This window comes from Alteromonas sp. S005, from assembly GCF_036864475.1.
In the GTDB taxonomy this organism is placed as follows: domain Bacteria; phylum Pseudomonadota; class Gammaproteobacteria; order Enterobacterales; family Alteromonadaceae; genus Alteromonas.
Genome location: NZ_JAZETN010000006.1, coordinates 67465 through 94451 on the forward strand (window position 1 = coordinate 67465; position 26987 = coordinate 94451).

Annotated in this window: 21 protein-coding genes; 12 read left to right on the forward strand and 9 right to left on the reverse strand. The window is 44.2% G+C overall.

Annotated elements, in window-relative coordinates; genetic code table 11:
* The first annotated feature begins 46 nt into the window (after positions 1–46).
* The 4 genes from V7R55_RS09480 (at position 47) to fusA (ending at position 4586) form a co-directional block, all read left to right on the forward strand.
* On the forward strand, positions 47–697 hold the full coding sequence (locus V7R55_RS09480) for an alpha/beta family hydrolase (protein ID WP_334059337.1): 651 nt from the start codon (positions 47–49) through the stop codon (positions 695–697).
* Positions 698–739: 42 nt separating this feature from the next.
* Entirely contained in the window at positions 740–1225 is a 486-nt protein-coding gene (locus V7R55_RS09485) for a DUF423 domain-containing protein (protein WP_334059243.1), read from the forward strand.
* Positions 1218–2315 (forward strand): 23S rRNA (cytidine(2498)-2'-O)-methyltransferase RlmM, encoded by a 1098-nt coding sequence (rlmM, locus tag V7R55_RS09490; RefSeq protein ID WP_334059244.1) that lies wholly within the window; start codon positions 1218–1220, stop codon positions 2313–2315. Before V7R55_RS09485 ends, rlmM begins: the two co-directional genes overlap by 8 nt.
* A 183-nt stretch (positions 2316–2498) precedes the next feature.
* A complete protein-coding gene (gene fusA, locus V7R55_RS09495) occupies positions 2499–4586 on the forward strand; it encodes an elongation factor G (RefSeq protein ID WP_334059245.1) in 2088 nt (695 codons plus the stop codon).
* 117 nt (positions 4587–4703) lie between these two features.
* Here the strand turns inward: fusA and cynS are convergent, their stop codons facing one another.
* The 6 genes from cynS to V7R55_RS09525 form a co-directional block, all read right to left on the reverse strand.
* Positions 4704–5153, reverse strand: a complete 450-nt coding sequence (cynS, locus tag V7R55_RS09500) for a cyanase (protein ID WP_334059246.1) — start codon at positions 5151–5153, stop codon at positions 4704–4706.
* Positions 5154–5171: 18 nt separating this feature from the next.
* The gene (locus V7R55_RS09505; RefSeq protein ID WP_334059247.1) at positions 5172–7037 is read right to left on the reverse strand and encodes a protein kinase domain-containing protein; all 1866 of its coding nucleotides are present in this window, start codon (positions 7035–7037) and stop codon (positions 5172–5174) included.
* 143 nt (positions 7038–7180) lie between these two features.
* Positions 7181–8029, reverse strand: a complete 849-nt coding sequence (locus V7R55_RS09510) for a formate/nitrite transporter family protein (RefSeq protein WP_334059248.1) — start codon at positions 8027–8029, stop codon at positions 7181–7183.
* Positions 8030–8520: 491 nt separating this feature from the next.
* Positions 8521–10587 carry a transglutaminase family protein gene (locus tag V7R55_RS09515; RefSeq protein ID WP_334059249.1) on the reverse strand — a complete coding sequence of 689 codons (2067 nt, stop codon included), beginning with the start codon at positions 10585–10587 and terminating at the stop codon, positions 8521–8523.
* On the reverse strand, positions 10584–11519 hold the full coding sequence (locus V7R55_RS09520) for a DUF58 domain-containing protein (protein WP_334059250.1): 936 nt from the start codon (positions 11517–11519) through the stop codon (positions 10584–10586). Before V7R55_RS09520 ends, V7R55_RS09515 begins: the two co-directional genes overlap by 4 nt.
* A 258-nt stretch (positions 11520–11777) precedes the next feature.
* A complete protein-coding gene (locus V7R55_RS09525) occupies positions 11778–12725 on the reverse strand; it encodes an AAA family ATPase (RefSeq protein WP_334059251.1) in 948 nt (315 codons plus the stop codon).
* A 233-nt stretch (positions 12726–12958) separates the two neighbouring features.
* Here V7R55_RS09525 and seqA point away from each other — a divergent pair, with 233 nt between their 5' ends.
* The 8 genes from seqA to V7R55_RS09565 all read left to right on the forward strand — a co-directional run bounded on the left by seqA (position 12959) and on the right by V7R55_RS09565 (position 24420).
* On the forward strand, positions 12959–13747 hold the full coding sequence (gene seqA, locus V7R55_RS09530) for a replication initiation negative regulator SeqA (RefSeq protein ID WP_334059252.1): 789 nt from the start codon (positions 12959–12961) through the stop codon (positions 13745–13747).
* A gap of 47 nt (positions 13748–13794) precedes the next feature.
* Complete coding sequence (pgm, locus tag V7R55_RS09535) at positions 13795–15447, forward strand: phosphoglucomutase (alpha-D-glucose-1,6-bisphosphate-dependent) (RefSeq protein WP_334059253.1); 1653 nt, start codon at positions 13795–13797, stop codon at positions 15445–15447.
* A 218-nt stretch (positions 15448–15665) separates the two neighbouring features.
* Entirely contained in the window at positions 15666–18143 is a 2478-nt protein-coding gene (locus V7R55_RS09540; RefSeq protein WP_334059254.1) for a glycogen/starch/alpha-glucan phosphorylase, read from the forward strand.
* Between the two features lie 316 nt (positions 18144–18459).
* On the forward strand, positions 18460–19764 hold the full coding sequence (locus V7R55_RS09545; protein ID WP_334059255.1) for a putative bifunctional diguanylate cyclase/phosphodiesterase: 1305 nt from the start codon (positions 18460–18462) through the stop codon (positions 19762–19764).
* A gap of 286 nt (positions 19765–20050) precedes the next feature.
* Positions 20051–21082, forward strand: a complete 1032-nt coding sequence (gene astE, locus V7R55_RS09550; protein WP_334059256.1) for a succinylglutamate desuccinylase — start codon at positions 20051–20053, stop codon at positions 21080–21082.
* Entirely contained in the window at positions 21075–21485 is a 411-nt protein-coding gene (locus V7R55_RS09555) for an HIT domain-containing protein (protein ID WP_334059257.1), read from the forward strand. Before astE ends, V7R55_RS09555 begins: the two co-directional genes overlap by 8 nt.
* 54 nt (positions 21486–21539) lie before the next feature.
* Positions 21540–21866 carry a heavy metal-binding domain-containing protein gene (locus V7R55_RS09560; RefSeq protein WP_025254804.1) on the forward strand — a complete coding sequence of 109 codons (327 nt, stop codon included), beginning with the start codon at positions 21540–21542 and terminating at the stop codon, positions 21864–21866.
* Between the two features lie 136 nt (positions 21867–22002).
* Positions 22003–24420 (forward strand): alpha/beta hydrolase family protein, encoded by a 2418-nt coding sequence (locus V7R55_RS09565; protein WP_334059258.1) that lies wholly within the window; start codon positions 22003–22005, stop codon positions 24418–24420.
* Positions 24421–24550: 130 nt separating this feature from the next.
* On the opposite strand, the gene V7R55_RS09570 is transcribed toward V7R55_RS09565, so the two are convergent.
* The 3 genes from V7R55_RS09570 to V7R55_RS09580 form a co-directional block, all read right to left on the reverse strand.
* Entirely contained in the window at positions 24551–25834 is a 1284-nt protein-coding gene (locus tag V7R55_RS09570) for a dicarboxylate/amino acid:cation symporter (protein ID WP_334059259.1), read from the reverse strand.
* 176 nt (positions 25835–26010) lie between these two features.
* Positions 26011–26286: a DUF2897 family protein gene (locus tag V7R55_RS09575; RefSeq protein ID WP_334059260.1), complete on the reverse strand. Its 276-nt coding sequence runs from the start codon at positions 26284–26286 to the stop codon at positions 26011–26013.
* A gap of 14 nt (positions 26287–26300) precedes the next feature.
* Positions 26301–26981 carry a M15 family metallopeptidase gene (locus V7R55_RS09580; RefSeq protein WP_334059338.1) on the reverse strand — a complete coding sequence of 227 codons (681 nt, stop codon included), beginning with the start codon at positions 26979–26981 and terminating at the stop codon, positions 26301–26303.
* Between the last annotated feature and the right edge of the window lie 6 nt (positions 26982–26987).

A 26987-nucleotide genomic window follows, 5' to 3' on the forward strand; every position in this document is an offset into this window, starting at 1 on the left:
TACACAAACCACTACAGAAACGACTACAAATGACGTTGTTTTCGATATGGAAGTGCATGCTGCCAAAGCGCCTGTCGCATGTTTAATACTTGGGCACGGCGCTGGTGCAGGTAAAGAGCATGAGTTCATGCAAGACATGGCAAACGAACTTGTTGCTAAAGGCATATCTACGGTGCTCTTCAATTTCCCTTATATGCAGACCATCAAGACTACAGGAAAGCGCAGGCCTCCTGATAAGGGCGACAAACTCGTGTCACACTTTACTGCAGTAATAGAATCGTGCAGCAAAGATAACAGTGCCCTACATAACTTACCCATGTTCATTGGAGGAAAGTCGATGGGCGGACGCATGTCCACCATGGTGTATGAAGGTATAAGCAATGTAAGAGGCGCGATAGCGCTGGGCTATCCATTTCACCCACCGGGTAAGCCTGAGAAAACTCGCACAGAACACTTACTAACGGCGGCGAAACCTTTGCTTATTATTCAAGGGGAAAGGGATACCTTTGGTAATAAAAATGAGATTGAAAGTGGTGAAGAAAACTACGCGCTATCATCAACGATTGAATGCGTATTTTTAGAAGACGGTGACCACAGCTTCAAACCTCGAAAGGCCAGCGGTAAAACCCAGCAACAGCATATTATTAAAGCTGCTGAATTAACCGCGGCGTTTATAACCCGTAATTTGGATAATTAATGTTCAAAATGACATTTGAAATGAAAGCGAACGATTAAATCAATGAGTACCGAAAAACTTAGATTTGCTAAACCTTATATTATCATTGGAGCGCTGCTTGCGGGCTTAGCGGTTGTGCTAGGGGCGTTTGGCGCTCACGGTTTAAAAAGTGTACTAAATGCACAGCAACTCAATACATTTGAAATAGGTGTGCGCTATCAAATGTATCATGCACTAGCCTTGATGCTATTGCCTGCTCTGTCTGCTTTTGTCTCGCCGAAGTGGGCTAACCGGGTGGCGTTTTGTTTTGTTACCGGTACGGTATTGTTTAGCGGAAGTTTATACGCGCTCGCCATCAGCGGTATTAAATGGTTTGGGCCAATAACCCCGTTAGGTGGCCTATTCATGATTACAGGCTGGATTTTATTGATTGCTGGCTTGCTGGTGGGGCCTTCCAAGCATAAAGTAAGCGCGCAGCAAAGCTTGACGGAAACAGACAAAATAAGTGCTAAACACGTGAACCAAAATAAGGGAGCAGGTAATGTCTAATGCTAGTATTTTAGGCTATTGCCGACCGGGGTATGAAAATGACACAGCTAACGAACTTACGTCTAGATATGGCGAAGCTCAGTGCTACGGTTACCCTGTGTCAAAGAAAAATAGTGGCTTTGTACACTACCATCTATATGATGCCGCGCAATTAGAGCAAACCATTACCCAGTTTGCTGTTCACGACAGCATCTTTCCTCGCCAGCTAGTGGCTGTTTTTGCCACGTTAAGTGAAGTGGAAAAAGAAGATAGAGTGGGGCAAATACTTGAAGCACTGAAAGAAGTAGAAAAACCGTTTTCAATATTTGGTGCCATCGACGTGGAGTACCCCGATACCGAGGACGGGAAAACCCTCGCTAAATTTTGCCGAAAGTTTACCGTACCTCTTCGCCAGGCGTTAAGAAAGGCAGGGTGGCTCACTGCAAAAGAGAATTTAGGCAAATCTAAGCTACATATTTTCTTTGAGTCATTTGAAATTTGTCATATTGGCTATACATTACCTAGCCACGCAAGTCGTGATCATCTCGGTATCTGCCGATTGAAATTTCCAAGTGATGCGCCTAGCCGGTCTACCCTTAAACTCGAAGATGCACTTGTAAACATGCTGAGTGACACTCAACAAACGAAAGTACTTCGAAGCGGTGGTCGTGCGGTTGACTTAGGGGCGTGCCCTGGCGGCTGGACCTATCAATTGGTGAAGCGCGGCATGTATGTGGAAGCTATCGATAATGGACTTGTAGCCGATAGTTTAATGAGTACCGGGTTGGTTGAACATCACGCAGCAGACGGCTTTACTTATCGACCACAATTTGGTCGCGTCGATCTGCTTGTATGTGATATGATAGAGCAACCCGATAGAGTAGCGAAATTGATGGGGGATTGGCTGGTCAAGCACTGGGCGACCCACGCCATTTTTAACTTAAAGCTACCTATGAAACAACGCTATGAAACTGTAGTTGAAGCCATGGCGTTGCTAAGTAGCCGTTTAAATGCTTTAGATGATGCATTCGCGGTTAAAGTTAGGCATCTCTACCACGACAGAGATGAAGTTACAGTAACAATTGTTCGCACTTCAGCTGATGAGGTGTGATTTTGTTATTTTTCAAAAAAGTGTCATAACATATTAAGTTGTTGATACTTATAGAAAAGAATTGATGCTGGCGCGGATTTTGGCAAGCGAATTTTAGGTTTATGCTAAAAAAGGTGTAAATCTGGTATAGAAATCCTTTATAATCCAGCCGTTTTTTTACTCTGAACCAATGAAAGTGAACTAATGTCAGACTTATCTTTATACAGAAACATTGGTATTTTCGCCCACGTAGACGCGGGTAAAACTACCACAACAGAACGTATCTTGAAGCTTACTGGTAAAATCCATAAAACTGGTGAGGTTCACGATGGTGAATCAACAACTGACTTCATGGAGCAGGAAGCTGAGCGTGGTATTACCATCCAGTCAGCGGCAACAACCTGTTTCTGGAAAGATCATCGCATGAACATCATCGATACTCCGGGACACGTTGACTTTACAGTTGAAGTATATCGTTCACTTAAAGTACTAGACGGCGGTATCGGTGTATTCTGTGGTTCTGGCGGTGTTGAGCCTCAGTCAGAAACTAACTGGCGTTATGCTAACGAATCTGGCGTTGCACGCTGTATTTTCGTTAACAAGCTAGACCGTATGGGTGCAGACTTCTACCGTGTTGTTGGCCAAGTTAAGAAAGTACTTGCTGCTAACCCACTAGTAATGACACTTCCAATCGGTATCGAAGACGAGTTTACAGGTGTTGTAAACCTTCTAGACATGAAAGCGTACATCTGGGACGACTCAGGCCTACCTGAGAACTACGAAGTAGTAGATATCCCAGAAGATATGGTTGAGAAAGCTAACGAATACCGTGAGCAACTAATCGAGACTGCTGTTGAGCAAGACGATGACCTAATGATGGCTTACATGGATGGCGAAGAGCCGTCTCTAGAAGACATCAAGCGTTGTATCCGTAAGGGTACTCGTGACCTAGCGTTCTTCCCAACATACTGTGGTTCTGCATTTAAGAACAAAGGTATTCAGCTAGTTCTTGACGCAGTTATCGACTTCCTACCTTCTCCAACAGAAGTAGACCCACAGCCTCTTACAGATGAAGAGACTGGTGAGCCTACTGGTGAAGTAGCAACAGTATCTGTTGACGAGCCGTTCCGTGCACTTGCGTTCAAAATCATGGACGACCGTTTCGGCGCCCTAACGTTTATCCGTATTTACTCTGGTAAGCTAAACAAAGGCGACACTATTCTTAATAGTGCGACTGGTAAAACTGAGCGTATCGGCCGTATGGTTGAGATGCACGCTGATGAGCGTACTGAACTTACTTCTGCACAAGCAGGTGACATCCTAGCTGTTGTAGGTATGAAGAACGTTCAAACTGGTCACACGCTTTGTGATCCTAAAAACGCTTGTACACTAGAGCCAATGATCTTCCCTGAGCCAGTAATCTCTATTGCTGTTAAGCCAAAAGACAAAGGCGCTAACGAAAAGATGTCTATCGCTATCGGTAAGCTAGTAGCAGAAGATCCATCTTTCCAAGTTGAAACTGACGAAGATTCAGGCGAAACCATCCTTAAAGGTATGGGTGAACTTCACCTTGATATCAAAGTAGACATCTTGAAGCGTACTTACGGCGTTGAGCTAGAAGTTGGTCAGCCACAGGTTGCATACCGTGAAACTATCACGCTACCTGTTGAAGACAGCTACACGCACAAGAAGCAGTCTGGTGGTTCTGGTCAGTTCGGTAAGATCGATTACCGCATCAAGCCGGGCGAAACTAACTCTGGCTTCAAGTTCACATCTACTGTTGTGGGCGGTAACGTACCTAAAGAATTCTTCCCTGCAATCGAAAAAGGTTTCGCAGGTATGATGGAAGTAGGTCCTCTAGCTGGTTACCCAGTACTAGACGTCGAAGTTGAGCTATACGACGGTGGTTTCCACGCAGTTGACTCATCAGCAATCGCGTTCGAAATCGCAGCGAAAGGTGCATTCCGTCAGTCAATGCCAAAAGCAGGTCCTCAGATTCTTGAGCCTGTGATGAAAGTTGACGTATTCAGCCCAGAAGACAACGTTGGTGACGTAATCGGTGACCTTAACCGTCGTCGTGGTATGATCAAAGACCAAGAAGCTGGCGCTACTGGCGTTCGCATCAAGGCTGACGTACCTCTATCTGAGATGTTTGGTTACATTGGTCACCTACGTACTATTACATCTGGTCGTGGTCAGTTCTCTATGGAATTCAGCCACTACTCAGCATGTCCTCAGAACGTAGCTGACAAAGTAATTGAAGAAGCGAAAGCACGTAAAGACGCTAAGTAATTAGTCTTTGCGAACGTTAGCTAGCATGTGTTAGCTAACGCTTCAAAAAAACACAAAAGAGCCGGTCATTCGACCGGCTTTTTTTATGCCTATAGCACTTTGCTTTGGTACATGGCTTTAGTACATTTTGTAAGGCAAAAACTTTCCAGACATAACGACGCTAACGCGGTCGCCTTTAGGGTCGTTTTCTCGCTGTAAATCCATTGAGAAATCAATCGCGCTCATAATACCGTCGCCAAACTCTTCATGGATAAGTTCTTTTAAGGTATTGCCATATACATTAACCAATTCATACCAGCGGTATATGAGCGGGTCGGTCGGCACTTCTGTAGGTAATGAGCCTTTGTAAGGTACTATCTGAAGCCACGCAATGGCTTCGTCGGTAAGTTCAAGTAATTCGCCTACCGCTTCTGCTTGTTGCTTTGTCATGGCCATCTGGCCTAAGCAAGCGGCAGTACTCCACTCTTTAGACTGACCTACAACCTCAGCAATTTGGCTCCACTTTATGCCTTTTAGAATTTTGGCTGATTGGATCATGTCGGTAACTTGTGTTCTTGATGTAATCATTAGTATTTCCTCAACAGGTTAATTAAACAAAATGAGCGTTACTAGGTTGCAAACAATAAGGGCCAGTATTAGTGCTTTGTAGACAAAAAGCGGATGGCGCTTTACTAAGGGCTGATACGTCGTGTGCTCAGAAGGATTTGGGTAGCGCAGCGAGTGAATAAACTCTGAAAGCGTAGAGTAGCGTTTGTCAGGGTTTATGTGTAAGGCACGCTTAAGCGCACTATCAACCCAAGTAGGTATTCGCCTTTTAGGATCTAACGCCGTCTCGTATTTTAGTTTTTTCTGTTCAGCAAAAGTACGACAGTGGGCAAGCTTGGTATGGTAAGGATAACGACCACATAAAAGGTAATATGTGAGTACGGCTAAGGAAAATAAATCCGAGCGCTCTGTGCCTACATTTCCTAAAAAGTATTCTGGTGCTGCAAAGAGCGCTGCACCAGGAATAGACGCATCACTATAAAGGCTGGGGGCATTTTTTAAGGCTGCTGACCCAAGGTCAATAAGGGAACAGTGACCGTGTTCGCTAATAATAATATTGTCGGGGCGTATATCCCTGTGAAGCATGCCCTGGCGATGCATTGCCTGTAATCCATTGCAGATCTGCTCAACGATATTCCTCACTTGCTCTAATGAAGGTGTAGGGTTATCAATAGACCACTGTGCTAAGGTCTGTCCTTGCACATAGCTACTCACGCTGTAAAAGGCTGTGGGTGTGTTTTGATAACCCAAGTCCGTAAAAGTGGGGCTTTTTACAATATGGGGTGAGTCGACCCGCCTTAAAAACCAATTCTCTATTAGAAAACCGTTGAGCATTTCAGGTGATTGAGCAAAGTCAGTGGCAGGTGTTTTTACGACCACAGTATCATTCGGGTTTGTAACGGATGAACTGCGTCGCGTGGCGATAAATACATGGCTTCGCGCAGAATTATAAAGCTGTCGCTCTAATTTAAATCCATCTATCTCATCGCCTGTTTTAAGTTCGGTAAACGCTAACTCGTCGGTAGCCTTAAATGCTAATTTACCCCTGATGTAACCGGCAGCATTCGATACGTCGTGACAGTTGGTATCTATATCTCCGATAGCCGAGATTAGGTTTTGTTTTCCATCGTGACCAATATGAGCGAACTCGACTTTTATAAGCAGAAGGGTGAGGTTATCATCGCTTCCATTGTTAAACGCCTCGTGTACAACTAAAGCAGCTTGGTTTTCAGATAGCATATTGGCATTATTTATTTTGTTGAGTATGCTCGGCATTGCCACAAATTCATAAACGCCGTCGGTACTTATCGCAATGGTACTTGGTGAGGTTAAAGTTAATGAAGTATGGTCAATATCGATATTTGCTCTAACGCCCAACGCATTAGCAAGGTAAGTTTGTGAAGGTTCACTCTCTGATGCTTGTCGATGAGCGCGAGTTAGCAATATAGGGTCTTTAATATCGCTTGTGACAACTTGAATTTGGCTATCTCCAACGTGAAATACGTCGAGGTGATTACCGGTTACGATTGCTACCGACAATGTGCACACATAGCCTTTTTCAGGGGTGTAGCAAAAAGCGCTTTTCTGCGTTCGGGTATATAGCAGTGCATTAATTTCTTTGATAATGGCTTCGGCGCGGGTTTTAACCGTCCATTGTTCGGGCGCTATGTTAAATAGCTTAGCAAACTGGCGGGTGGCAAAATCGCTAGCAATCTGGCTTACCGTGCTACTGCTGACACCGTCAGCAACCACAAAGATACTACTTCGATTTAGCTCATCAGAAGATACGTGGTAGGTGTAAGCATCTTGGTTTATGTCTTTGACGCCAGGTGTTGAAAAAGCACTTACTGAAAGTGTGCAAGGTAGCGAGTAGTTCGATGTTTGTAGCGCTGCTTGCTTATTCATATTCAATTGCTTGTTTCCTAGTTACAGTTACATAGATACCTGGACATAGGTCTGTCGACTTACTTTTAAAAAGGAAAGAATGTTGCCATCACGACTTAATATAAAGGTTTATGTCGTGATGGCGGTTTGGGGAAATATCTTGATTAGATACGTAGCGTTTGAGAGGCCGCTGCCTTATCAACAGGGATTGTACGCTTTGGCAATGTCTTCACGTGGGTGGTGTAAAGCGTTAGGCCAGTAAAAGCTAAGCCGCCTACCAGGTTGCCTAGTGCTGTTGGAATTTCATTCCAAATGAAGTAATCCATTACAGAGAAATCACCGCCCATGATAAGGCCAAATGGGAAAAGGAACATATTTACCACAGAGTGTTCAAAACCCATGAAGAAGAACAGCATGATGGGCATCCACATAGCCAACACCTTACCGCTTACGTGGGTTGAGATCATTGCACCCACTACGCCTAGCGATACCATCCAGTTACATAGCATGCCGCGGATGAAAATGGTGAACCAACCGGCCGCTCCATGCTCTGCATAGCCTAATGTTCGGGCTTCGCCAATACTGGCAACCTTTGTCGCAATAGCGCCGCCATCTACGTTGTAGCCCATGGTAAAAATAAACGACATCATAAAGGCAACGGTTAATGCGCCGCCGAAGTTACCTAAAAAGACTAAGCCCCAGTTTCGTAATATCTGTTTTGGCGTAACCCCTGGGCGCTGGGCAAGCCATGCTAGCGGCGTTAATACAAACACGCCGGTTAAAAGGTCGAAACCCATAAGGTAAAGCATACAAAAGCCAACTGGGAACAGCACGGCTCCTAGCAGAAAAATGCCAGTTTGAACGGCTATGGTAATTGCAAAAACGGCTGCGAGTGCCAATATTGCGCCTGCCATATAAGCGCGTATTAAAGTATCTCGTGTAGACATATAAATCTTTGCTTCGCCTGCATCTACCATTTTGGTCGCAAACTCAGCGGGGAGAAGATAAGCCATGGTTTCACCTCACGTTGTCGTTATTAATAAATTGCCAGTTTTGTTGCGAAAGTTAGCTATCTACATGCGCTATTGCAGATCAAAAAAAGGCGTCCGCAGCACTCTCGTTAGAAAGAACTGGGGACGCCTTTGTCCAAAATCGCACATTGTAGTAGCTATCTGATGTAATTTTTAAAACGCTTTATAGGTGTACGCCTTTGCACACTAAAGTTCTCAAGCAATAACACATCGCAGCCCTTGCTTCGAACGTTTACTAGCTATGGTTTTAAAACAACAAAAGAGTAGCCAAAAAAGTGCCAATAGATGAAAACCGAGTAATAGTGTTAAAAACTCTATTTAAAACAATATATTGAGCTTTATTTTTTAGTTGGGCGTTAAAAATGGTTTCTTTAAAAGTTCAGCCGTTTGCACTAAAAAGGTGGGAGCGTGAATGTTTACGGTGCAATGTCACTGTCTTTTACACTGGCACACTAACTTCTCTTTTTAAAATCTTATTTCAGTGACTGTTTGAGTGTTTTTAATTGAAGCTTCATGGCTCCATGTCTATTAGCGCTTGGGGCACTTTTTGCATAATGCTCACGTTCAAATAGCTCGCAGAGTTGTTTAAATGACCTGGCTGCATGTGGTGGCAAAAAAGCGCTGGTTTGCTTTATATAGGCTGATAAGGTTTTATTATCTCTTTGTACTCCTGTCTCTGTTTCAACAAGCTGTATCGCTTTTTGCAATATGCGATACGAAGGTGACGAGTGAACCTTTTGTTTTTTAGGTAAAAAATATAAAGCCAATATGAGACCGATCAGCCCAAGAGCCGATAAAAATACAGCGCGCATTTTTTGCGGAGTCAGCGCGCCTAATAATTCCTCGAGCATGTTCGTCTGGGCTGCGTTATCAAAGCCCAGCACCCACTTACTCCACGAATAGTCGAGTTTCTGGAACCAGCCTTGCAAGGTTGCAAAAAAAACAGAATTACCAAATTCACTTAGTATGGTTGTTTCGCGTGATTCTCCTAACTCTTCTAATGCGTGTTCTAGGCCAAAAGATAACCGAGAAGGCGCAACCATACTGGTGGGGTCGAAACGTATCCATTTGCCGTTTATTAAGGCTTCTACCCATGCGTGGGCATCGTACTGTCTTATTTGTAGGACCTTATCACTGAGTTCGCTGCCACCTTGGTAGCCAGTCACCATCCTAGCCGGCACGCCAGCTGCGCGAAGTACGTAGACCATAGCGCCAGCATAGTGAGCACAAAAACCGGCCCGTTGCTCAAATAAAAAGCTGTCTATAGGGTCAACAGGCATAGCGTTTGGTGAAAGGGTATAGCGGAATCCACTTTGACTGAATTCGCGCATTATCGCATTGACTAGCTCTTGCGCATTACTGTATTGATTAGCTAGTGCCTGTCCCCAAGCCCTCGCTTCGGGGTTGCCATTTTTTGAAACTTGTAAATTTAGTTGCGCTTCAAAGTTGCCTATTCCGTTAATGATTGGAGCGTCTGGAAAATAGCGTAAATAAAAGGCTTTCTTGCTTGAAATAGGCGTGTTGGCGCGTAGGGTATAATCAAATAGTGTACTGACAAAAATACTGTTCTGGAAGTTATTAGGCGAGGAAGGCTCTAGAGCAAATAACCACCTTTGTTGAGTCGGCTCTACAATTAATTCATAGTCAATTACAAGAGATACCGCTTTTTCTGACAACGTGGATAGCGGCGTTGACCTCCCCATAATAGCTAACTGTTGCTCGGCTTGTTTACGTTTATCGCTTATAGACCAAGTTTTTCCATCGAAGTGCTCTAGTGTCATTGTACGCCAGTATCTAGAAGGCGTATCGGGCACCTCCTCTTCACTATTAAAGGTGGCGCTAAAAGCGAGTTCAGATGAGCTTGCTAGTGATGCTATATCGCCAGGCGTCACTGTATCGGAAAGCCCGGTTTCCGTAGATTTTGATGTGGGCATTTGCCAAAGGGGCGGAAGCTGAGGCAGCAACAGGAATAAAAGTAGCGCAATGGGAAAAGCTTGAACAATAAGTACACTGACGAATTTAAAGCTTCTCAATATTGAGACACCAGCGCCGTGATAAATAGCTGTTGCGACGAGCAGTAATGCTAATATCCCTGTGTAGCCTATCCATGCAAATACGCTTAGTGATGAAATAAAACCACAGCCTATTAAGAACAAGCAGGTGCATATTAGTAGGTGAAAATCTCGCTTTTTTTCAACTAGCATAATTTTTAGGGCGCACGCTATAGTCAACAAATTAATCATGCTATCAAGAAGACCTACAGAGAACCCGAACCAAGATAGAGCAAATACGGCAAGCACAGCAAGTAGATTCACCGTGCGTGTAGTAGGTAAGCTATGCAGTGTGCTAAGGCCTGCAACTCTCACAACCACAGCACACCCGCTGAGCATTAATACCCATATCATTAAGGGGGAGGTTAGCGTAGAAAGTATTAGGGAGAAGGCTGCGCAAAGCAGAAGAACAGCCGCGGACTGTGGGGGGTTGAGTATCCTTTTTAAAACCGCTAATTGTAAAAATCGGTTAGAAGTTAGGGTATTCATGTTAGAGGTCTTACCGTCTTCTTCCTTTTGGAAGCTAAAGAAATGGGCCTGTTTGTGGTTGAGTTGACCGACGGAGTATTGTGATTTGCATTATTCGCAGGTGTTAAACAAGCAAGTGCGCTAAGGCACTCATGCATGTGTTTTGTTCCATGATTAGGCGCTATGTTCAGTCCTTTGTACTGAACACCGAACCCGGCATCCGCACTTGTCCAACAGAGTATTGCATGAGTGAGTGCAGAAACGGCAGTTTCTAAATCTGCATTTGACGGCATCGAAAGTAAATAGCTGTCGCTTTGCAGAGAAGTAAAAGATTTAGAAACCCAGTTTCCATTTTTAGCCACATGCTTCCACGATACCCGGTTAAGTGGCTGTCCAACTTCGTAATCCTTCAATGCGTAAAAGTCTTCGTTACTGGTTGGGTCGCTTAATTCACTAACACTTTCTGGCTCATCTGTACTGGCAATCTTATCGATAGTGATAGGGCCTTCTTCAGGCTTGGCATACACAATAACTTGTTGGTCAAAATCAAGGTGAGTCCAACATTTATAAAGCCCAAGAGGAAAGTCACAAGCGATTGTCATTCGCCCCAAAGTAAATCGCCCCCGTTTTGGTATTTGCAGAGGAACCTTGAGGCTTTGTTTTTGCTCTTTGTTTGAAACTAAATCTTTATTTAACGCAAAGCTAAAGCTTCGCTCAAAATACGTTGATTCGTCGCTATCAGTTGTTTTTTTTGTGTGCGTATCTGCTGCGCGCACGACATTAAGCCATTTTACCGACAGAACGCCATTACAGGCTCTCGACGGTGTGTTTTTATTAGGGATGACCTGAAGGTGGATTTCACCGTCTAAATTGCAGTGGAACGAGTCGGGTGGAATAGCTTTAAGCGCTAAACGCGCAAAATTTTGATGAGTGTAAAATAACGTGAGCAGCATTATGCTTAAGCACAAATAACTCAGCAGTAACATCAAGTTGTTTTGATAATTGGTCCCAAGTAAAAACAAGCACAGAGACAAAATAATAAACGACCAGCCAAACCCACTCGGTAGTATAAAAATACTGTTCAAATTTAGGTGGTGTTCATGTGAAGCCGGAACACGCTTATCAAGCCACTTCAGTAGTCGGCGTTTAAAGTAACTTGATAAGGATGTCGACACTTTAAGCACGTGTAATACTCCAGCGACCCATTAATACTAAGCTGCCAATGGGTCGATACTATCAAGTAATTTTTGACTCAATTTCTCGCCATCAAAAGTTTGGTTATGTTGCCCCTGTCCACCTTGATAGGAAGATAAACTTAACCGGTGTGCGGTAATTGCCACAAATACAGCCTGCACATCTTCGGGCGTCACGTACTCTCTACCACAAACGTACGCCCATGCTTTGGCACCTTGAAGTATCGCTCGGCTGGCTCTCGGTGAAAGCGGATTAGGATAATCGCCGCTCTCTCGGCTTTCGCTGACCAGTCGCAATATATAATGAAGAATGGCATCGCTCGTATGTATAGCAGACACATCATTTTGCATCTGGTGTAAGTTTGCTTCACTTAAAATTTGGCTAAGTGGCGCTGATGCGTCTTGCTGCATTAGCATAGCTTTTTCCGCTTCCCAGGCTGGGTAGCCAAGTGATATACGCATAAAGAAACGGTCTAGCTGCGACTCAGGTAAAGGGTAAGTACCAGATTGATGGCTAGGGTTTTGCGTAGCAATCACAAAGAAAGGTGAAGGAAGTGCGTGGGTTACACCATCAATACTCACCTGGCGCTCTTCCATTGCCTCTAATAGGGCACTTTGAGTTTTGGGGCTTGCTCGGTTCAATTCGTCGGCAAGTACAACTTGGCTGAAAATAGGACCGTGTCTAAAGATGAAGCGTTTTTGCTCATCGCTTTCGTGGCTGTGAAAAATGTTTACGCCCAACATGTCGGAAGGTAGTAAGTCTGACGTAAATTGAATACGCGCATATTGAAGACCAAAAACTTGCGAGAGGGCGTGTGAAAGCGTGGTTTTACCCATCCCCGGTAAGTCTTCAATTAGCAAGTGACCATTGGCCAGTAAGCACGTAATTGCGAGTTTCAACTGATGCTCTTTACCAATAATCTTCTGACTAAGAACTTGCTGAATACGAATAATTTCTTGGCGCATATTTTTGTCACTTTTATTTAAAAAAACTCTGTCATTCTAACAATGGTAGTTTTAATCATAGTAGCAACTATAGGGTATCGCTTTCTATTCTTATACCTCTGTAAATTTATACGTTGGTATGCGATAGGTTTGTTCAACGTTTTATATTCACGAATCCTCAAAACATCTGCTATTAAGTGCTGCGTAGTTTAACTGTGTTGTCTATAATGGTGCCTCTTAAAAAGGAAGTAGTTATGAAAAGCATTGAAATAGATGACGATTTATATGCCTTCATCGCCAGCCAGACTAAGCATATTGGTGAGAGTGCATCGCAAATTTTAAGACGTTTACTTTTACCTGAAGATGGGGCGGCATCGCAGGGCTCAGAGCCTAGTGAAGCATCATCGACGCCTGCAAAAACAAGCGAAACAAAAAGTGCAGACCTTACAGAGTCGACAAGTAAACCTAGCTCGGCGGTAGAAGCAGAACCTAAAACAACATCAGCGAAACCTGCTATAAAAGCGGCTAGCGCTTCGGTAAGGCCTACGGCGAATAAAGCCTCGGTAAATAGAGTTGCGGCGAAAAAAGCGCCAGCAAAAACTGCTGCAGCGAAAAAGCCCGCAAACAATAAAGTAGCAAAAAAGCCAGCGGCAGCTACTGAAGCGTCACTTTCAAACGATACCCACACCAAACGAGACATTTTGGATGCCGTGTCAAAAGATGCATTAAGCACATTTACTAAACGGGTTGATCAATTTTTGTTTGTTTTAAGTGCAGCGCACAAGCTTAATGCAGGAAACTTTGCGCGCGTTGAAAGTATCAAGGGTAAAAACCGTACTTACTTTGCGACAAGTAAGGAAGCGTTGCTTGAAAACGGCAGCAGCACTAATCCGAAAGCTATCCCAGATAGCCCGTTCTGGGTAGTGACAAATAACAACACTGCTAAGAAAACGAACATGCTGGAACAAGTTTTGCGTAACCTAGGTTATCAACCTGATGTAATTGAAACCGTTGTAGCGCGTTTCTCTTCAGAAGGTAAATAGCAAGAGCAACAACAGAATAACGAAACTTCTAAATAAGGACTTTTTTCATGGCATTACATCCGCAGGCTGGAGAGCATGCAGCAAAAGAGCAACTCATTAACGTACCCCAGTTAGTGAGCCAGTATTACAGCTATAAACCGGATATGAATGACCCGGGCCAGGCGGTGTCCTTCGGTACTTCTGGCCACCGAGGTACGGCGTCAAACGCAACTTTTACTGACACTCACATCAGTGCAATTTGCCAAGCTTTGGTAGAATACCGCAAGCAGGAAGGTATTGACGGTCCGCTATACGTTGGTAAAGATACTCACGCGTTATCTGAACCGGCCATGATCACTGCCATAGAAGTTTTATGTGCCAACGGCGTAGATGTTGTGGTGCAACGTTCAGATAACGAGAGCATGGGCTATACGCCAACGCCCGTTATTTCCCGCACTATTATTCGTTATAATCGTGCTGGTAATACAGACAAGGCCGATGGAATTGTTATTACGCCTTCTCATAACCCTCCTTCAGACGGTGGCTTTAAATACAACCCCCCTCATGGTGGCCCTGCCGATAGCGACGTAACCAAGCAAATCCAAGAGCGCGCGAACATGCTAATTGCTGATGGCAACAAAGATGTTAAGCGTATTGATATTCGCCAAGCTACCGAGCGTAAACTGGTTCGTGAAGAAGACTTTATGGAACCTTATATCGAAGACTTAGCCAAAGTCATCGACATGGAAGCGATTGCAAAAGCGAACCTAAAATTAGGCACAGACCCACTGGGTGGCGCCGGGGTAGGATATTGGTCGCGTATTTCTGAAAAATATGGGTTAGACATCACAGTGGTTAATGATGCCGTTGACCCTCAGTTTGGTTTTATGCGCCGCGACAAAGACGGCAAACTTCGTATGGATTGTTCATCTGCTTACGCCATGGCAGGGTTAATCGAGCTAAAAGACAACTTCGATTTAGCATGGGGCAACGACCCAGATTTCGACCGTCATGGTATCGTGTGCAAAAGTGCGGGGCTGATGAACCCTAATCACTATTTGGCCGTGGCGATTAACTACCTTTATACCCACCGTCCAGACTGGCCAAGTGACTTAAATATTGGCAAGACACTTGTATCTAGCAGCATGATTGACCGCGTAGCGAATAGCCTAGGTAAGCCGCTGGCTGAAATGCCTGTTGGCTTCAAATGGTTTGTAGGTGGTCTATCTAACAGCACTATTGGTTTCGCTGGTGAAGAAAGTGCGGGTGGTATTTTTCTTGAGCGCAATGGAAGCACTTGGGCTACAGATAAAGACGGCTTTATTCTCTGCTTGTTGGCAGCAGAAATTCTAGCCGTTACAGGCAAAGACCCGGGCGAGCACTACAAAGTGCTAACGGAGAAATTTGCAGCACCGGTATATAGCCGTGTTGACGTAGCAGCAACCTTGGAGCAAAAGCAGAAACTTTCAGCTATGGATGCGTCTGTAGTCACTAGCGATACGTTAGCAGGTGAGCCTATAACTTCTGTGCAAACTCACGCTCCGGGCAACAATGCAGCCATTGGTGGTGTTAAAGTATCAACAGAAAACGGCTGGTTTGCAGCTCGCCCATCGGGCACCGAGCAGATCTACAAAATCTACGCAGAGAGCTTTAATGGTGAAAGCCACTTACAAGAATTAATTGGCGAAGCTGAAGCCTTGGTAGGTAAAATCATCAAATAAGTACAAAAACAAATCATTTTTAACGCTGATTTGTAAATAAAGTGTTAAATAGCGCATGAATGCATACGAATTCATGCGCTTTTTTGTTATTTTAACAAAATTATTACAACATAATCGTTTAAGCGCTGCTATATTGCTGTCATATTCTGAAGTTATTCTGTAATTAAATTACGTTTTCGGTGTGAAAACACCGCTTCTATTTAAGAGTGAGACGCAAAATGAACGCAAAAGCGACCAAGACGCAAACCTCTCCTGTGATCGATAAAGCTGCATTCAAAGCAGCGGTCATCAAACACTTACACTGCACGCTAGGCACCGACGAAAACAAAGCCAACAACCACGCATGGTGGAAAGCAACTTGTGCGGCAATTCAAGAGCAAGTGCTTGAAGGATTGCGCAAGACGCAAAAGAGTCACTATTTGAACGACACCCGCGCCGTTCATTACTTTTCGGCCGAATTCCTTATGGGTCGTTTACTTTCAAATAACCTGCAAAACTTTGGCCTGTTCGATGTTGCTGGCGGCGCATTAAAAGAGCTAGGCGTTGAAATTTCAGATATTCTGGAAGAAGAGCCAGACATGGCACTTGGCAACGGCGGTCTTGGTCGACTTGCAGCGTGTTTTATTGACTCGCTAGCGACCATGGAGTTGCCTGCCATTGGGTATGGTATTCACTACGAACACGGTTTATTCCGTCAGGAAATTAAGAGCGGTGCACAAATCGAGCGCCCAGATAGCTGGCGTGATTATGGCAACCCGTGGGAAATTTGCCGCCCAGAATCTATACAAGAAGTCTCTCTTTATGGTTACGTAGAAACAAAGTACGGCGAAAATGGTCGTGTGCTTAAAGAGTGGCACCCTGGTTCCATCGTAAAAGGTGTACCATGGGATATTCCGGTTGTAGGCTATGAAGGTAAAACAGTAAACGTATTGCGTTTGTGGCAGTCAGAAGCGTCTGATTACTTCAATTGGGACGTATTTAATGCGGGTGGTTACGTTGATGCTCAGCGTGAAAACGTGCAGGCAGAAACCATTTCAAAAGTGCTTTATCCAAACGATGAAACCGAAGCGGGTAAAGAGCTACGCCTTATTCAGCAATATTTCTTCTGCTCATGCTCGCTTAAAGACATTATTCGTCGTTACAAGCGCGCCCACGGTGACGATTGGAGCCGTTTTGCAGACCAGGTTGTTATCCAGCTAAACGATACTCACCCAGCTATTTCAATACCAGAGCTAATGCGTATTCTTGTGGATCGCGCAGAGTTAGGTTGGGACGAAGCTTGGGGCATCTGTACGAAAGTATTCGCCTACACCAACCATACCTTGCTGCCAGAAGCACTCGAAAAGTGGCCTGCACGTATGATTGAGAAAATTCTTCCTCGTCACTTGGAAATCATTTACGAAATCAACCATCGCTTTATGGCAGAGGTTGATAAGAAATGGCCTGGCGACAATGCCATGAAAGCTAAGCTTTCAATTATTGAAGAGGGTAACGAGAAAATGGTGCGAATGGGTCATCTTTCAGTAATTGGCTCGTTTGCGGTTAACGGCGTGGCAGAAATGCACTCTCGTCTTGTTAAGTCATCGCTTTTCCCTGAATTTGACGACCTGTACCCGGGTAAGCTTACTAACGTGACCAACGGTATTACGCCGCGTCGCTGGTTGAAAGCGTGTAACCCAGGACTGTCTAAACTTATTGATAAGAAAATTGGTGATGACTGGCCGCGCGACTTAGATAAGCTGCAGGGCTTAGCAAAATTCGCAAGCAACAAAACGTTCCAGAAGCAATTCATGAAAGTGAAGCTTGAGAACAAAGAGTTGTTAGCAGAAGAGATCCGCAAGTCACTGGATATAGAAGTAGACGTTAATGCTATTTTTGACGTGCAGATTAAGCGTTTGCACGAATATAAGCGTCAACATTTAGCACTATTAAATATTATGGCGTTGTACCGTCGTATTCTTGAGAATCCTGATTACGATATGCACCCACGTGTATTTGTATTCGGTGCAAAAGCTGCACCGGGCTACAAGCTGGCAAAAGACATTATTTACGCGATTAATAAAGTTGCTGACAAGATCAATAACGACCCGCGCGTAAACAATAAGATCAAAGTTGCATTCTTACCAAACTACCGCGTGTCACTTGCAGAGAAAATGATCCCTGCAGCAGACGTGTCTGAGCAAATCAGTACGGCAGGTAAAGAGGCATCAGGTACAGGTAATATGAAGCTTGCACTAAATGGTGCGGTTACTATTGGAACACTTGATGGAGCAAACGTTGAAATTGCTGAAGAAGTAGGTGATGACAACATCTTTATCTTTGGGCTTACTGTAGAAGAAGTTAACGAGCTAAAAGCGAGCGGATATAACCCGCATGATTACTACTACAAAGACCCTGAGATTAAAGCTGTGCTGGACTGGTTGGAAACTGATTATTTCACGCCGGGTAAACCAGGAGCCTTAGTATCTATCAAGCAAAGCCTGCTAGATAACGGCGACCCTTACATGGTACTCGCGGATTTCCGCGCCTATTCTGACGCGCAAATAGCCGTTGATGCTGCGTATCGCGACAAAGAGCGCTGGGCGGAAATGGCTATTATCAACACAGCGAAGATGGGTAAGTTCACTTCAGATCGCTCAATTCGTGACTACGTTGAGCGCGTTTGGAAGCTTTCACCGTGTAAGATTGAAAGCTAATCGCAGAAGCGTATAGAAAGAACCCGGCAGTGTTAGACTAGCCGGGTTTTTTATTACTTCTTAAAAAGCGTCTATATTGTTATATCGGTGCATCCTCATAACGCATTGCCTTACTTGAAAGGTTTATTGGGTACTCTATTAACACTTACTAAATAGCTATTGGCAAAGCAAGGGCGCTTAATAAAACAATGTTGTACAAAAGTATAAGAAGGTATGCAAAATAATACGCAAGTGTCGTTGCGCCATTTGTAGCGACATGGTCTTATATAAGTAGTTGTTTTTAGTACCTAGAAGCGTAAAGCTCAAGGAAAACATCATGAGCCAACACACATCACTGGCAACCATCCCCAATCGCTATGCGTTTATCGATAGCGTTTTAAAACAAGCGTCTCAAAGCACATCTATTTCTTTGATGCTGGTTGATGTTGTGCGTTTTTCAGATGTAACAACGAGTTTAGGTATTCACGTCGGCGACCGTTTCCTACTAGAGATAGCCAACCGTATTCAACACCTTTTTGGTCAACATGTGCTTATTGGGCGAATCAGCGGCGATGTGTTTGGAATCGTTTTTCCCAACGAAAATAAAGAAACCGTAATGCGGCAAATGTTCGAGCGCCTTGTAGAACATTTCAAAACGCCTATGCATTATGATGGCACAGCATTTATTGCTGACTTTAATGTTGGCGTAGTATGCGGCGAAGACGGCGGGTTTGAGATTACCGCGTTTGTATCTCGGGCCGAATCTGCATTAAAGCAGGCCAAAGAGAATAAATACGAAAACTACTTCGCGTTAACTAAATCAGACAAATCTAATACTGGAAGAAGCTTAGCGTTAAAAGCTGACCTAAAACGCGCGCTAGCTCAAAATGAACTTGAGCTTTATTACCAACCCAAAGTTGATCTGAATACCCTTGAAGTGGTGGGTGGTGAGTGTTTGTTACGTTGGAACCATCCTCTTGATGGTGTATTGTTTCCCGGGCCATTAATTGAAGCCGCAGAGTCATACAATATGATGAATGAACTGGGGTACTGGACGTTAGAGCAAGCATTTAAGGCCCTTGCTGAACTTGATGGGTTAAAAATGCCCATTGTTCTTTCGGTAAATATTTCACCTACCCAGCTCTATGACAATCAGTTGATACCTACGCTGACAATGTTAAGTGACACTTATGGTTTGCCGCTGTCCCTCATTGAATTAGAGCTCACAGAAGATGTAGCGCTGTCTAATTCACTGATGGTGAAAAAGCAACTAGATGAATTGAGAAGTCTCGGTGTGGCTATATCAGTAGATGACTTCGGCAAAGGATATTCTAACCTCGCTTATATTCGCGACCTCGATCTTGATGCACTTAAAATAGATAAATCTTTTGTGATGGAGTTAGAAGCGCACCCGGTCAATAGGGCGATTATAGAGGCTGCGAAAGTAATAGGTCACGCAAAGGGGTGTAGTGTCGTCGCTGAGGGCATTGAAACCGTAGAACAACTTCACATTCTTCGAGAAGTAGGGGTTTCCCAAGGTCAGGGGTATTTGTTCTCTCGAGCCGTACCTTTCACTGAATTTGTTCAACTTACTCAGCAAGAAATCATTATTGGAAGTTCGCCAAGAAGGGCACAGGCCTAACTACTATCAATACTAGTCAATCGCAATTAATCTCAGTAGCTCTGCACTTTATTTCAACTTGGCTTCTAGTCTCTCCAATTTTGCTCACCGAACTAGGTTAAATACTAATAAACACTCGTTATTACAGAGCGGCCTGACCATGCTGAATATCGCAACAAGTGCTCGAAAGCGTTGTTTATTAGTTACAGTTTAGCGCAATAAAACCTTGCGATTAGGTGATTTTGATAGACGGTCTCGGTACACTTAAGCCATCCGAGATTAGACAAAGTCAACAAAGCTCACATTTATGCAAGAACTTATCGAAAGCGGCCAATTTTTAACACTTTCTCGCCGTCAACCCGAGTTATTCGAACGTGCTCAGCAATTTACACTAGCCAATGGCACTGATGTCAGCATTACTGCGCCTGGCATCATTAGTTTTTCTGTACAGCCTACCTCCTTCCCAAACAAACGTATTGTATTGTCTTGTGGTGTTCATGGTAATGAAACTGCACCTATCGAAATTTGTGATGACTTGGTTAAAGGCATCCTTACGGGGGCAATGACGTTAGCACATGATGTGCTGTTTTTATTCGGTAATTTACCGGCCATGGATATTGCTGAGCGCTTTGTCGAAGAGAACATGAATCGGTTATTCAGCGGGGCGCACTCAAAAGGCGAGGGTTTAGTGAACGCCGAACGTGTGCGTGCTAAGCAGCTAGAAGAAGCGGTGGCGTCTTTCTTTGAAGCGGCTGAGGGTACCCGTTATCACTACGATCTACATACGGCAATTCGCGCTTCTAAAAATGAAAAGTTTGCGGTATATCCCTATCTTCATGACAGAGTTCACAGCAAAGGGCAGCTTGCCTTCCTCGCGGCGTGCGGGGTAAAAACCATTCTACTTTCTGAAAGTTCAACCACCACGTTTAGCTATTTTTCTTCTTATCAATATAACGCCCATGCGTTTACCGTTGAACTTGGAAAAGTACGCCCGTTTGGGCAAAACGATATGAGCCGGTTTGCAGATGCTAAAAGCGCACTCACACAGCTTATAACGGAACAAGACTTTTCACCTTCGGTAAATATGGAAGACCTTGATATCTATCGTGTGAACCAAGTAATAAACCGCCAGGAAGAAGCGTTTACACTTCAGTTCGATGACGATACGCCAAATTTCACTGACTACCCTAAGGGCACAGTGCTGGCGTCTGAACCAGGCAAAGAGTACATAGCAGAGCAAGACGGTGAAGCCATTGTTTTTCCTAACGCAAAGGTTGCCATTGGACAACGTGCCTTATTAACCGTGGTGCCTACCACACTGGATAAGCTAGATGTTTAAACTCGATAGCCGTTTACACAATGATACATTTTTTGTCTGTGATCTCTCGCTGTGTCGTGTACTGTTAATGAACGACAGTCAGTTTCCGTGGCTCATACTGGTGCCGATGAAAAATGATATCGCGGAAATTATCGATTTATCAGAAGATGAGCAGGCGGTCTTGCTACGAGAATCTGCGCTGGCTTCAAAAGCAATGCAAGCCATATTTTCACCATTAAAACTTAATGTAGCCGCATTAGGTAACGTGGTAAGACAGCTTCATGTCCACCACGTCGCGCGTTTTGAAAACGACTGTGCTTGGCCAAAACCTGTATGGGGTAATCAGCCTACAGTGGCCTATGACACCAGTGAAGCGCAGGCGCTTGTTGAGACCATTGCGCAATGGCTTAAGAATAACAGCTAGGCGGGTATGCCCGAATAGCGATAAATTAACAGTTCACATTAAAAGGAGTTTCGCATGATTGTTTCAACTACCCCAACCTTGGAAGGTCACAAAATTGAAGCCTATTACGGCATTGTTGTAGGCGAGGCCGTAATGGGCGCAAATGTGTTTAAAGATCTTTTCGCGTCTATTCGGGATATCGTGGGCGGTCGTTCGGGGTCTTATGAAGAAGAACTTACCACTGCGCGAAAACTAGCGTTTACCGAACTAGAACATGAAGCAAGAAGCATGGGCGCCAACGCTGTGGTTGGTATAGATCTAGACTATCAAGTAATAGGTGATAAAGGCAGCATGCTAATGGTGAGCATTAGCGGTACTGCAGTAAAAACGACGCCGGTATAAATACAAAAAGTGTATAGTTTTTAAAGTATGCGCTTATCAATCAATTGAAGCGAGGCTTAAGCCAGATGTTTTTCAACAGTGGCAATGCCTCGCTTTTTTGTTTTTACTCTTATAAAAACCTTTTTAAGGAAAAAGAATGCTTAGAAAATGGATGTTTGTCCTATTTGCAGCATGCTCCTGTCAGCTATTTGCGCAGGATGGCCTTCAGTATCAAAAACCGTCTAAAGAAATTCTAGATTTAGTAGATGTTACGCTTGCGCCAGCGACCCTCGTAGATGATGCACAAAAGAATATGGTGCTGTTGTTTCGCGATAACTATAAGTCGATAGAAGACTTATCGAAAGAAGAGCTTCGCTTAGCAGGCCTTAGAATTGACCCTGTCACCAACATCGGAAGTCGTGTCACTTTTTACAATAAGTTAGAGGTTCAGCGGGTAGGGAATAAGGATAGCATTGCTGTTAAAGGCATGCCTGAAACACCACGTCTCACCAACTTTTCTTGGTCACCGAATCAGCGCTATATGGCGTTCACTCACACTACAAGTAAAGGTGTTGAGCTATGGGTGCTTGATATCGAAGCGGCAGCGGCGAGAAAGCTTTTTGATAAGCCCATAAGTGCGAATATGGGCGATACCTTAAACTGGAATGCAGATAGTCTTTCACTTTTAGTAAAAGTGGTACCCAAAGATAGAAAAGGCTTAATCGACACCAGCGTAGCGGTGCCAACGGGCCCAACGATTTCAGTAAGCGACGGTAAAAAAGCACAAAACCGCACATATCAAGACTTGCTGAAAAATAAGAATGATGAGTTTAATTTTGAGCAATTAGCCCGTTCTGAAATTTATAACGTGCCACTAAAAGGGGAGCCTTCACCTTGGTTAGCGTCAGGAATGTATGGCGATATTAGCGTTTCTCCTGCCGGCGATTACGTGATGGTGCAAGAGTACAACACCCCGTTTTCTTATTTAGTGACCTATCGCCGCTTTCCTCACACTATTAGCTTGTATAATAAAAATGGAACGCTAGCTAAAACACTTGTCGACGTTCCGCTTATCGAAGACTTACCACAAGGCTTCATGGCTGTTCGTAATGGGCCTCGCGATGTACAGTGGCGCAACGATAAACCAAATACAATTGTATACGCTGAAGCGCTTGACGGGGGAGACCCTGAGACACAGGTGACGCACCGTGACAAGCTAATGCAGCTTGAAGCGCCATTTAGTGGCGAAGCTGAGCAAATCCTTAAAACAGAGGACAGGTTTTATCGCTTTATTTGGAGCGACGACAGTACTGCGGTAGCGATGGACTATTGGTGGAATACCCGCAACCTAAAAACTTATCTGTTTAGTCCTGATCAAAGTAAATCTGCAAAGATTATTTCAAACCGAAGCTATCAAGATAAATACAGCGACCCAGGCAGCTTTGTTACCCGCAAAAATACATATTTTAAAGATGTGCTTGCACTAGATGAAGAGCATGCGTTTTTGCTTGGAGATGGTTTTACACCTGAAGGGCAGTTCCCGTTCTTAGACAAAATAAACCTTAAAACCCTAGAAACATCGCGTGTTTACTTAAGTGAATACACAGATAAATTTGAAGACTTGCGCGATTTCAATATGAAAAACGACCGCTTGTTGGTAAGAATTGAGTCTAAGCGAGATTATCCGAACTACTATTTCCGTAGCTTAAAAGATAACACCCTGACTCAGTTAACCCACTTCGAAAATCCTTTCGAAAGTATTCAAAACGTTAAGAAAGAAGTGATTACGTACAAGCGCAACGACGGTTTAGATTTAACAGGTACCTTATATTTGCCAACAGATTACGAAGAAGGCAAACGCTACCCTATGATCCTATGGGCCTACCCAGAAGAATTTAAGGATAAATCTAGCGCAGGTCAAAATACACAAAACCCTAATCGTTTTATTTATCCATGGTACGGCTCGCCTATCTGTTGGGTAACCAAAGGCTATGTTGTGCTAGACGATGCTTCTTTTCCTATTGTAGGGGAGGGAGACGAAGAGCCTAACGACACCTTCAGGCCTCAGCTAGTTGCCAATGCAAAGGCAGCAATTGATGCGCTAGACGAAAAAGGGCTTATTGACCCAGAGCGTGTCGCGGTAGGCGGGCATAGCTATGGTGCCTTCATGGTGGCAAACCTGTTGTCCCATTCGGATTTATTTGCTGCGGGAATTGCCCGTTCTGGCGCCTACAATCGTACACTGACCCCATTTGGTTTTCAGTCGGAAGAACGCCATTACTGGGATGCGCCTGACGTGTATTACACTATGTCGCCATTTATGCACGCTGAGAAAATGAAGACGCCACTTTTACTGATACATGGGGAAGCAGACAATAATTCGGGAACCTACCCTATGCAAAGTGAACGTTATTTTAACGCCCTGAAAGGCTTAGGTGCAGTGACGCGATTAGTTATGCTGCCAAAAGAAAGTCATGGATACCGAGCGAAAGAAAGCGTATTGCACACCCTTTGGGAGCAAGACCAGTGGCTTGAAAAGTATGTGAAAAACAAAGGCGCTAAACAAGCACAATAACCTAAACTAACTTAAGCTATATATTGTTAGCGCATTAAAAAAGGTGGCACTGTAAAGTGACCACCTTTTTCTTTTCCTGTAAAACGCACTTTTCCATTGGCAGTTTCGCTGCCAATTGAATGCACATTTTTTAGTTTTTATCTGTGTCCATCTTTTCTTTAAAAGCAGTATCGCTAGCACTACCATCGCTGTCAGTTTTATCAATAGCTATAGTATCAATAATTAGGGCACAAGCCGCGTCACCGGTAATATTCAGAGCGGTACGGATCATGTCAAAAATTCTGTCGAGGGCAAACAACAAAGGTAAGCCTTCAATAGGAATGCCTGCAGCAAGTAACACGGCAACGACCAAGAATGACGGGCCAGGTACGCCTGCTTGGCCTACGGCGCCAAGGGTAGAAGTCAAAATAATAGCGATATAGGCGCCCATTGATAAATCGATATTGAAAAGCTGTGCAAAAAACACAGCTACTAAACCATAATAGATGGCGTTTCCGCTCATATTAATAGTGGCACCCAACGGCAGTACAAACGACGCCGTCGCATTTCTTACACCCAGTTCGTTTTCGACAGTATTCATGGTAACTGGTAGCGTTGCCATAGATGATGCCGTTGATAACGCCACTGCTTGCGGCTTTTTCATCGCAACAAGAAAAGACTTAGCCGAGATTTTTGTAAATAGTTGAACCAGTAGGGGGTAGACCACAAAACCAAACACCAAAATAGCAGCAATAAACACTAAGAAAAGTTTGAACACCACCATAAGCGCGGCAAAGCCGAATGTGCCCACTGCTTCTGCCATCAAGCCAAAAACGCCGATGGGGGCAATTTTCATTACGCAGTTAATCATCCACACCATGGCATCAACGATAGTGTTTATCCCATTTAAAATAGGCTCACGGTTCTTTTTCGGCTGTTTGGAAAGGGCAAGACCGAAGAATAAGCAAAACACTAAAATTTGTAGAATGTTAGCGTTAGTCAATGACGCAAACACATTAGTTGGGATCATGCCTGTCACGGTTGCCCAAAAAGAGGGGAGTTCACCTTTAGAAGCGTATTCGCCAGAGAACATGCCTTGTACCGATGATACATCGATACCAATACCTGGCTTAAACACTTCACCCATTATAAGTGCAAGCGCTACAGCGAGGGCCGAGGTTAAGCCAAAATAGGCTAGGGTTGATAGCCCCACTTTTCCTGCGTTGGTGCTGTTACCTAGCCCCGCTGCACCTGAGATAAGCGCCACGGCGACCAGTGGAATAACCAGCATTTTTATCAAGTTGATAAAAATAGCTCCCAAAGGTGCGAACATTTCAGCGCTTTCGCCCATAAAAGCACCAACGGCAGTACCAATGATCATAGCAATGACAACTTGAACGCCGATATTGCTTAGTAAGGATTGTTTATTAGACACGTCTAGAACCTCGTAGAGTGCATTTATGTGACAGGAAGATAGTGAGTGGTTTGTGCTAGCAACTAGCCTAAACGGCATCCTTTGATGCACATGCTGACTAAAAGCACCTAACTAAAAAATTTGAATTAGGTACTCGATTCAAGCGCTACTATCGTTAGTGGAGTTGAATGAAAAAGCTATTTCACGGATTTCTTGTCGTTATCGCCACTATTACTATGTGTTTGCTTTAACGAAGCATTGTCGCCGGCCGATTCAGTCTCGGCATGTGGGCGGTTTGAGTCTCTGTTTGGATTGTCGTTCTCGTCACCATATTCGTTACCGTCTTTGTCATCATCATACGGCTTAGAAGGGGTAGGGAATTTAAACTTAGCACTGTATTTAAGTAGCGTGATGTTCCCGATAACAACGCCCAATACTAAAACAATAACGATGATGACCCAGGTTGTACTCATAGAAATCCCGTAGGCTAGCGCCCTTTGTTCAAAACGTAGCGATTATACAAGGTAGGTAGCTGCGGCAAAATACACGATTTACCTTTTATACCGCTTTGTTCAATGGCTTGAGTGAAACCGTCTAGGTTTCTGGCACTTTCAAAGGTACTTGCTGTGCTTTTAAAGCTTAAATGCCAAGGCTCAACGGCCACGCCGCCACTATTGACAGAGAAAGGACGATAGAAACCGAACTGTTCCATATTATCAGCTAGCCAACAGGAAAGGTTATGACAGGGGCCGCCAGATAGGTATTCGCTTTCAACAAGGTTAAAGTTGCCGCCCCAATTGTGCACAGCAGCTTTGTCATACACGTCAATATCGGTACCCCAATGATGGCGACTGCCGCCAGGTAGCGCAGACCAGGTCAAAATAGCATGCAGTTTTTCATTATCGTTGAGCGTTTCGAAAGAAAGTTCTGTGCCGGTAACATCAAGAAGCTGCGCCTGCCCCGTCCATTTGCGGTTAAAAATGGCGGTTTGCCTGTCAAAATCTCGAAAGCTACTGACTAACTGTAAATCTACTCCGTCATTGTGCGCAGCATCTTGCATAGCAAGAAAGGGCGAAATAACGTCTTGATGAAGCCTATGGCCGTTGCCAGCATCAACAAGATAGTCGTTGTGCTGGCCTAGCCATGCTTGTTGCGGTATCTGATTCATGTACGA

What these genes read in the sequence shown, in the direction of transcription:
- V7R55_RS09480 (WP_334059337.1), top strand. Translation starts at nt 47, where the DNA reads ATGGAAGTGCATGCTGCCAAAGCGCCTGTCGCATGTTTAATACTTGGG.
- V7R55_RS09485 (WP_334059243.1), top strand. Translation starts at nt 740, where the DNA reads ATGAGTACCGAAAAACTTAGATTTGCTAAACCTTATATTATCATTGGA.
- rlmM (WP_334059244.1), top strand. Translation starts at nt 1,218, where the DNA reads ATGTCTAATGCTAGTATTTTAGGCTATTGCCGACCGGGGTATGAAAAT.
- fusA (WP_334059245.1), top strand. Translation starts at nt 2,499, where the DNA reads ATGTCAGACTTATCTTTATACAGAAACATTGGTATTTTCGCCCACGTA.
- cynS (WP_334059246.1), bottom strand. Translation starts at nt 5,153, where the DNA reads ATGATTACATCAAGAACACAAGTTACCGACATGATCCAATCAGCCAAA.
- V7R55_RS09505 (WP_334059247.1), bottom strand. Translation starts at nt 7,037, where the DNA reads ATGAATAAGCAAGCAGCGCTACAAACATCGAACTACTCGCTACCTTGC.
- V7R55_RS09510 (WP_334059248.1), bottom strand. Translation starts at nt 8,029, where the DNA reads ATGGCTTATCTTCTCCCCGCTGAGTTTGCGACCAAAATGGTAGATGCA.
- V7R55_RS09515 (WP_334059249.1), bottom strand. Translation starts at nt 10,587, where the DNA reads ATGAATACCCTAACTTCTAACCGATTTTTACAATTAGCGGTTTTAAAA.
- V7R55_RS09520 (WP_334059250.1), bottom strand. Translation starts at nt 11,519, where the DNA reads ATGCTGCTCACGTTATTTTACACTCATCAAAATTTTGCGCGTTTAGCG.
- V7R55_RS09525 (WP_334059251.1), bottom strand. Translation starts at nt 12,725, where the DNA reads ATGCGCCAAGAAATTATTCGTATTCAGCAAGTTCTTAGTCAGAAGATT.
- seqA (WP_334059252.1), top strand. Translation starts at nt 12,959, where the DNA reads ATGAAAAGCATTGAAATAGATGACGATTTATATGCCTTCATCGCCAGC.
- pgm (WP_334059253.1), top strand. Translation starts at nt 13,795, where the DNA reads ATGGCATTACATCCGCAGGCTGGAGAGCATGCAGCAAAAGAGCAACTC.
- V7R55_RS09540 (WP_334059254.1), top strand. Translation starts at nt 15,666, where the DNA reads ATGAACGCAAAAGCGACCAAGACGCAAACCTCTCCTGTGATCGATAAA.
- V7R55_RS09545 (WP_334059255.1), top strand. Translation starts at nt 18,460, where the DNA reads ATGAGCCAACACACATCACTGGCAACCATCCCCAATCGCTATGCGTTT.
- astE (WP_334059256.1), top strand. Translation starts at nt 20,051, where the DNA reads ATGCAAGAACTTATCGAAAGCGGCCAATTTTTAACACTTTCTCGCCGT.
- V7R55_RS09555 (WP_334059257.1), top strand. Translation starts at nt 21,075, where the DNA reads ATGTTTAAACTCGATAGCCGTTTACACAATGATACATTTTTTGTCTGT.
- V7R55_RS09560 (WP_025254804.1), top strand. Translation starts at nt 21,540, where the DNA reads ATGATTGTTTCAACTACCCCAACCTTGGAAGGTCACAAAATTGAAGCC.
- V7R55_RS09565 (WP_334059258.1), top strand. Translation starts at nt 22,003, where the DNA reads ATGCTTAGAAAATGGATGTTTGTCCTATTTGCAGCATGCTCCTGTCAG.
- V7R55_RS09575 (WP_334059260.1), bottom strand. Translation starts at nt 26,286, where the DNA reads ATGAGTACAACCTGGGTCATCATCGTTATTGTTTTAGTATTGGGCGTT.
- V7R55_RS09580 (WP_334059338.1), bottom strand. Translation starts at nt 26,981, where the DNA reads ATGAATCAGATACCGCAACAAGCATGGCTAGGCCAGCACAACGACTAT.